Origin of the sequence: Parapedomonas caeni (assembly GCF_041060555.1) — a bacterium.
Taxonomy (GTDB): Bacteria; Pseudomonadota; Alphaproteobacteria; order Sphingomonadales; family Sphingomonadaceae; genus CAUJIW01.
This window is the reverse complement of sequence record NZ_JBEUDS010000045.1, coordinates 1-7,168: the sequence shown is the minus strand read 5'-3', so window position 1 is coordinate 7,168 and position 7,168 is coordinate 1. Positions and strand designations below refer to the sequence as shown.

The following is a 7,168-nucleotide window of genomic DNA, read 5'->3' as shown; positions in this document are numbered from 1 at the left end:
TGCAAACTCCACCATAACGATGAACCCGGTGGCCACCAGCGACGCCGCATTCCGGGGTGGGGCATGCCCCACCCCGGAATACACCATCGCCTACACCGGAAATTACACCACGAGCGCGGACGCTAACTCCGCCATCCGTTGATCGCTGCCTACCCCCGGAACGGGGGGTAAACACTCTCAGCAGCGTTTTAACGCGATTGGAAGCTGCGCTTCGCAAGTTCGATCGCGACAATGTGGACGTCGGTCATGTGCTCCTCCCTCTACAGCGCAACATCGCGCTGGTCTGACATCTTACGATGCCGTCGAAGGGGGCATCCACCCCATCAGTTCACTGAGACCGCAACGGGAGTTGTAAGCTCTCGGAAGACTTCCCCTTGAACAACTGCTATCGCGCCGAGATGAGAAGACTGTTTCACGGCGCCGGCAAGGCCGATTTCGCGATTGATTTTGGCACGGCCAATACGCGGGTGATGTCGGTTGATGGCGGTGTCCTGTTCGATGAGCCGTCGCTCTGCTGCTTCGCGGGGCGCGTCGATGCCGGTGAACTGGTCACTGCCGGAGTTGCCGTCGGCCCCATGCAGGAGCGTGCAACCGGAGAACTGCGCATCGTGCGCCCCCTGCATCGCGGAGTGCTTTGCGATATCGCGGCGGCCCGCGACTATCTGGCCTATGCCGTGCGATCGAGTGTCGGCCAGCGCAGGCTCCGCTCCTTTCGCGCAATCATCGGAGTGCCAGCCGATGCAACCAGCGCAGAGCGCAGCGCGTTGCTCACCGCGGCAAACGATGCGGGCCTGGGGGCGATCGAACTTTTGACGGAACCCTTGGCGGCCGCGTGGGGGGCAGACCTCCAGGTCGATCATCCCCGTGGCTCCATGATCGTGGAATGCGGTGCCGGTACGACGGAGGCGGCCGTCCTGTCACTGGGCGGAATCTGCGCGACTGCATCCCTTCGCGGCGGAGGCGATGCTCTTGATACCGCGATTGCCGATCATATCCATTTTCAGCACAAGTTTCTCATCGGCATGAACACCGCCGAAAATGCGAAACGCGACATCGTCAGGATGCTTCAGGATCAGGCGGACCCCGCCGCCCGGACCCGGTTCAAGGGACGCGACCTCGTGAACGGATTACCCGCAGCCCTGGAACTGCCAATAGGTGATCTGCTCCCCGTGGTCGAAAAGCATGTTGCCGGTATCACCAGGATGGTTGTGAACCTGCTGGGCCAGATATCGCCCGAACTGAGCCGTGATATCCACGATGACGGCATTGTCCTGACCGGCGGCAGTGCAGCCATCAATCTTGTCCGGCCGGCATTGGCCCAGGCCACCGGGCTGCATATCGCCCTTGCTCCGAACAACGCGTATTGCGTGGCAAATGGCCTGCAAAAGGCGCTCCTGCACTGATCGGGGCGTGACACCTGGTTTGACTTGAGGATCGCTTGCGGCCATCATCGTGCCATGTTCCGGATTGCCACACGTCAGCGTCAGCGCTGCCATGTGAGTTCCCTTCTCGTGGGCCAATAGCCCCGGATAGCGAGAGCCACGTCCGGCGCAGTCCGGGGCAAAACCGACCATCAGCCTTTACATTGCGCCTTTCCAGCGCACCGCGCCTGCATGACTGGCGCTGACGGAGAAAACACCATAACCACCCATCGCAAGGCCAGGGCACGGCCACCGATCCAGATTCGTGAAACCGATGCTGAACGGATCGGAAATCTTGCCATCGAGGCCGAAGAACGGCTGCCCCTGGTAACTGAACTGCTCCTCGCCGAGATCAACCGCGCCAAGGTTGTGCCGGATTCCCGTCTACCGGGGGATGTGGTGGCCATGCAATCGACGGTAAAATTTGTTGACGAGGCGAGTGGCGTCGAGCGCACGCTGCAACTTGTCTATCCTCAAGCTGCCGACATCGAAGCGGAACGCATTTCGATCCTGTCGCTGGTGGGAGCTGGTCTGCTCGGTTTGCGAACCGGGCAATCGATCATGTGGCCGGACCGCGCTGGCAAGCAGCGGCTCTTGCGAATCGTCGATGTGGTGCACGTATAGCATCCCGACAAGCGCCTTTAGCGCAGCATTGGCGGGACAGATGTCAGGCTTCGCCTTGCAATTTCCGGTTCTGCGCGCGGTCCAGCGAGATGAGTAGCCCCTAGTTTTCTAGACGCCTTCCGCTTTCAAAATCTGCTGCCGTTCGAACTCGACGGGTGACAGCATCTCGTTCCTGACCTGCTTGCGCACCGGGTTGTAGAACATCTCGACGTAATCGAACACGTCCTGGCGGGCTTCCTCGCGGGTTTTGTAGGTCCGACGCCGGATGCGCTCGCGCTTGAGCGAGGAGAAGAAGCTCTCGGCCACGGCATTGTCATGGCAGTTGCCGCGTCGGCTCATTGAGTGCTCAAGATTATGCGCCCGGATGAACGCAGCCCAATCCATGCTGGTGAACTGCGAGCCCTGGTCCGAATGGATCAACACCCGCTGCTTTGGTTTGCGCCGCCATACCGCCATGTGCAACGCCTGCAGCACCACGTCGGTGATCTGCCTGCTTTGCATCGACCAACCCACCACCCGGCGGGAATAGAGGTCGATCACGACAGCCAGATAGGCAAAGCCTTCCAGGGTGCGGATGTAGGTGATGTCCGTTACCCAGGCTCGATCGGGCGCAGCCACGTCGAACTGGCGATCCAGAGTGTTGTCGACCGCCAGCGATGGCTTGCCGCCATAGCTGCCCGGTCGGCGCTTGTAGCCGATCTGCGCCTTGATACCCGCCAGTCTGGTCAGACGGGCGATACGGTTCGGGCAGGATGTCTCTCCCTGATCGAGTAGATCATCGTGCAGTTTGCGGTAGCCATAGACCTTGCCCCTGTCGTTCCAGGCTTGCCACAGCAACTCCGTCTGCCGAGCGTCTTCCCGAGCTCGCTGGCTCAGCGGGCTCTTCTGCCAAGCATAGAAGCCACTGGGCTGGATGCGCAGGCACCGACACATCGACCGAACCCTGAACTGGTCACGATGCTCGGCAACGAACGCGTATCTCACTTTGCATCCCTGGCGAAATACGCAGTGGCTTTTTTTAGGATGTCGCGCTCCTCGGTCACCCGGGCTAGCTCGCGCTTCAACTGGCGGATCTCGGCATCCTTGCTGGCATCGCCGGACACCACCTTCGCAAGCTGACGCTTCCAGGCATACAGCGAGTGCGGGCTGACGCCGAGCCGCTGCGAAACCTCCGCCACTGGATACCCGCGTTCGACGATCTGGGCCACCGCGTCACGCTTGAACTCATCACTGAAATTGGGCTTCCCCATCGTCGCCTCCTGTCCTCAAAATTAGGATCGAAGGCGTCCAGAAATCTAGGGGCTACTCAGTCTAACCATTCTCATCGTCCACTTTGCATGTCCTGGCTGGCATGTCATCCAACGCGCGGGCGTCGACATCGTAGGACGGGTGATCTGGATCGGCGCTAGGTTGCCCCTGGCGGTCCTTACATCCCCGCAAAGCCAGAGTCTCGTGGCGGCCTTTCAAAGGTGCCATGCTGATTTAGAGCAGAGTGGGATTAGCCGTCGCAATGGTCGGCGAGTGTGGCGAGGACTCGCTCTAGCGCTGATACCTCACGCCCGCCCGCAATGCGGCTCTTGGAGGGCTCGATCGTAGCGCTTGACCATGCTCGATGGTGAATTCGCGTGCTGCTACCTAGAGAGCTACCTAGCATGCAGACGTCAGCATCCGCTTGACTGATCGAGCGGTTCAAATATTTGAGAATATGGGAAAAAGTGGTGGACGCACTAGGGCTCGAACCTAGGACCCGCTGATTAAGAGTTTGGCCATTGCAGTGTTTGCGTAGGTTTGCGCATGTTAGCGTATGCCCTATAAATATCCGTTTTTAAGCTATTTTTGGTCCATGGACCGCTAGTGTAAGTTAGCGTATGTTTGCGCTGCACCCTTACATGGGACTTACACGAGGTTCATATGCCCAAGCTCAAGCTCACCAAGACCAGCATCGACCGGGTGCGGAAACCCGGCACTGGCACGGTCATCTACTTCGATACGGAGACTAAGGGGTTCGGTTTGCGGGTGACCGCGTCGGGCGCTGCCAGCTTCATCGTGCAGGGTCAGATTCATGGGCGCAATGACTACGCCCGGATTACGATCGGCACCTACGGCGCTTGGACGGTTGATGATGCCCGCCGCCGTGCAGAGCAATACAAGCACATGTTCGAGGACGGTATCGACCCGCGCGAAGCGAAGAAGCAGGATGCGGCGATGCGCGTTACCTTGATGGAGGTTTGCACCGCATACACTTCGCGTCCGGGGAAGCTGAAGGCTAGCACAGCGGCAGAATACAAGCGGCATGTCGAGAAGGTCTTTGCCACTTGGAAGGACAAGCCGATCACGAGCATTACGCGCGAAATGGTGCAAGAGCGTCACCGCGAAATCGTTGATAAGGGACTGAACGGCGACAAAGCTGCACCCGCTAGTGCCAATGCCGCGTTCGTCACCCTGCGCATTCTCATCAACTTTGCGATGGACGAGTTTCGCCGCCCTGACGGTGAACCGCTGATCGCGCATAACCCGGTTGGCGCTCTAAAGCATCATTGGGCACCAACTGGGGACCGGACCGAACGCTATATCGACAAGGGCAAGGTCGGCGCTGTCTGGAACAAACTGATTGAAGCACGCGCCAACCCGAAAAACCGGGATGCTCTATCCGGTATCGACTTGACGATCTTCCTTCTGCTGACTGGTGCGCGGCGCGACGAGGCTGCCGCGCTGACATGGGACCGGGTTCATATTGACCACGATGAACCGGCGAATAGCCGTTGGCATCTCACCGAGCGCAAGCGCGGTCAGCCGATTTGGCTTCCGTTGTCGTCGCAAGCTGTTGCGCTGCTAAAGCAGCGTCCTCGCCATAAATTGGACGATGGCACCGATAGCCCGTTTGTGTTTCCGTCATGGGGCAAGACCGGGCGCATCATGGACGCGCGCGGCGCAATGCAAACGGTGAGCGACGTTGCGGGCAAGCACCTATCTCTACACGACCTGCGCCGCACCTTCTCGAACATTGCGATGCGCGAGTGCAGGGTTGAGAAATTCAGGACCGACCTTTTGACGGGACACAAGCCCTCCAAGGAGGACGTAACAGCAACGAACTATTTGGACCTGACAAATCTGTCGTGGCTCCACCCTGAAGTGCAAATGATCGGTGACTGGATCGAGCAGCAAGCTGCAATCGCTGCCGCCAAAAACGTAGTGCGGCTTCCCCAGCGTGCTTGATGCACGGCAGGGGCCGCGCAGCCTCGCGCACAGCGCTGGCAGCACAGGTTAGCCGGGGTAGGGGCGGCAGCACCCGTTTCGCGCCCCACGCCGCCTTACAGCGAGAGCCGGTTAACCTCGCGCAACTCGACCAATTCAGGTCCATTCGCCCGAAGATCGGGGGCTTTGCGTGCCTCCCCTCCCTACGCTTTTTTGAATGAAAAATTGGGTCAGCATCGGCGCTTGACCCCGCGCCATTTCGGGACAGCGCTGCCCGCAAATTATCCAACATTGCCCCGCAAACATGTGGTAACAGTATAGCTGTTGCTGCTTATCCAAGCTGGAACCGGGGCCGGCACCCGTCCATGAGAGAAGTCCCGGAAACGCAGCCGGTGGAGTAAGGGTGAAATTCCCCCAGGACCCGGACATTCTGCCGGAGGGTGTTCCTCTGGTGCTGATGACCACAGCTCAACATTGCCCTGACTGACGCTCGAATTGCGTTCAGGGCGAAGCTGGAGTCATCGACATGGCCGAACAGGTCAAAGTCCTCAACAATAGCGAAGCTGCCGCACTGATCGGCGTGACCCCCGCAACCCTCCGCTTCTGGCGGTGCAAGGGGCGCGGCCCCCGTTTCGTCAAGCTGGGCGAAGCGAAGCAGGCCGGGGTCGCCTATCTCGAAAGCGACATTCTCGCGTGGCGCGATGCCCGCACCTTCGCGTCCACCAGCGCTGCCACAGTGCATCACCCCGGCGACGCCTGAACCTGCCCCTCACAAGTAGCGGCAGGACCGTTCGCGCGACCCTGCCGCCGGAGATAGAAAAGTGACCTGCATTACATACCAAATTCGTGGCTCGGTCCGCAACGGCGCGCCCCGACCGTCGCCCCTCGCGCATATCGGCAAAAATCGTCCCGCAGTGGAAAAAGGCCGGATGCGAACTGCCTGTCCTGAATCCCGGTCATACGGGGAGGCGGCTCATGGTTGACCTGACCGACGCATGGAACCCGCCTGTCGATGCAAATGGCAACATTGATTGGAGTGCTATCCCGCCGCGCGACCCCAAACTTGGCTTCTACAAGAACGCGGAGGAGAAGGCGGCGCACGAAAGTCACGACCTGAAATTGCTGACGGAGTTGCGCAAGCACGAGGAAGCCAAGGCTGCGCAGGAGGAAAAGCGCCTGCAACGGGATCTTGTGAAGCGTGGTTATGCGCCAGATGCTTCAACGGCTCCCCGTCAACTCGTCGGTCGGGTGCTGTCTGGTGTCGCGCTTCACGCCATTGAGTGGCTTTGGACGGGATGGATTCCGAAGGGGTATATCACCCTGTTCGCTGGCGAGACGGGCGCAGGCAAGAGCACCGTGCTGGCGGACATTACAGCGCGTGTGACCACAGGTGCGCCGTGGCCCGGTGAATACGACTGCCCGAACAACTGGCGCACGCCCGAGCGGGTGCTGTGGCTCGGCAGTGAGGACAGCATTGAGGAAATGACGGTGCCGCGATTGGTGGCTTGCGGTGCCAACCTTGCCAACGTGGTGGAAATTCAGGGCGTCTATCAGGAGGGGAAGCGCAATACCTTCTCGATGCAAGACGACATTGAAGCGGTGCGCCAATGGCTGGTGAGCGCCCAACAGGAAGGCGCGCCGTTCGCAATGCTCGTTATTGACCCTGTCACCAGCTACCTGCCGGGGCAGAAGCTGCGCAAGGTGGACCTCAACGACGCTGGGCAGCTTCGGACGGTGTTGGAACCTTGGCTGCGGCTCGCGGATGACCACAACATCGCAATCGTCTGCGTGACGCACTTCGGGTCGCGTCCGTCAAGGTGGTGTAATTTCGGCTGTGGCCGTGGGCCATCGTCAGGCGGCTTTGGCGGTGATGTGTAGGGGCTGATTTTCCTCCTCGATCATGGGTTGGTTGAGTTCGGCCATGCCTT

6 protein-coding genes are annotated in these 7,168 nt (G+C 60.0%); 5 read left to right on the top strand and 1 reads right to left on the bottom strand.

Annotation, left to right across the window (positions count from 1 at the left end; translation table 11 throughout):
* Positions 1-374 precede the first annotated feature (374 nt).
* Entirely contained in the window at positions 375-1,403 is a 1,029-nt protein-coding gene (locus tag ABU113_RS16775) for a rod shape-determining protein (protein ID WP_363324089.1), read from the top strand.
* Positions 1,404-1,613: 210 nt separating this feature from the next.
* Positions 1,614-2,045, top strand: a complete 432-nt coding sequence (gene rnk, locus ABU113_RS16770) for a nucleoside diphosphate kinase regulator (protein WP_221214637.1) — start codon at positions 1,614-1,616, stop codon at positions 2,043-2,045.
* A 108-nt stretch (positions 2,046-2,153) separates the two neighbouring features.
* Here the strand turns inward: rnk and ABU113_RS16765 are convergent.
* A protein-coding gene (locus tag ABU113_RS16765; protein ID WP_183613256.1) for an IS3 family transposase occupies positions 2,154-3,295 on the bottom strand; the annotation gives its coding sequence in 2 pieces (ribosomal slippage) (positions 2,154-3,052 and positions 3,052-3,295; 1,143 coding nt in all).
* 661 nt (positions 3,296-3,956) lie between these two features.
* Here ABU113_RS16765 and ABU113_RS16760 point away from each other — a divergent pair.
* The 3 genes from ABU113_RS16760 to ABU113_RS16750 all read left to right on the top strand — a co-directional run bounded on the left by ABU113_RS16760 (position 3,957) and on the right by ABU113_RS16750 (position 7,118).
* Complete coding sequence (locus ABU113_RS16760) at positions 3,957-5,261, top strand: tyrosine-type recombinase/integrase (RefSeq protein ID WP_454560610.1); 1,305 nt, start codon at positions 3,957-3,959, stop codon at positions 5,259-5,261.
* Between the two features lie 505 nt (positions 5,262-5,766).
* Positions 5,767-6,000 carry a helix-turn-helix transcriptional regulator gene (locus ABU113_RS16755; RefSeq protein ID WP_454560609.1) on the top strand — a complete coding sequence of 78 codons (234 nt, stop codon included), beginning with the start codon at positions 5,767-5,769 and terminating at the stop codon, positions 5,998-6,000.
* A gap of 215 nt (positions 6,001-6,215) precedes the next feature.
* Complete coding sequence (locus ABU113_RS16750) at positions 6,216-7,118, top strand: AAA family ATPase (protein WP_454560608.1); 903 nt, start codon at positions 6,216-6,218, stop codon at positions 7,116-7,118.
* Positions 7,119-7,168: the final 50 nt, after the last annotated feature.

Bases quoted from the DNA above. Each gene is read 5' to 3' on its own strand.
- ABU113_RS16760 (WP_454560610.1), top strand. From the start codon at position 3,957: ATGCCCAAGCTCAAGCTCACCAAGACCAGCATCGACCGGGTGCGGAAA.
- ABU113_RS16750 (WP_454560608.1), top strand. From the start codon at position 6,216: ATGGTTGACCTGACCGACGCATGGAACCCGCCTGTCGATGCAAATGGC.
- ABU113_RS16755 (WP_454560609.1), top strand. From the start codon at position 5,767: ATGGCCGAACAGGTCAAAGTCCTCAACAATAGCGAAGCTGCCGCACTG.
- rnk (WP_221214637.1), top strand. From the start codon at position 1,614: ATGACTGGCGCTGACGGAGAAAACACCATAACCACCCATCGCAAGGCC.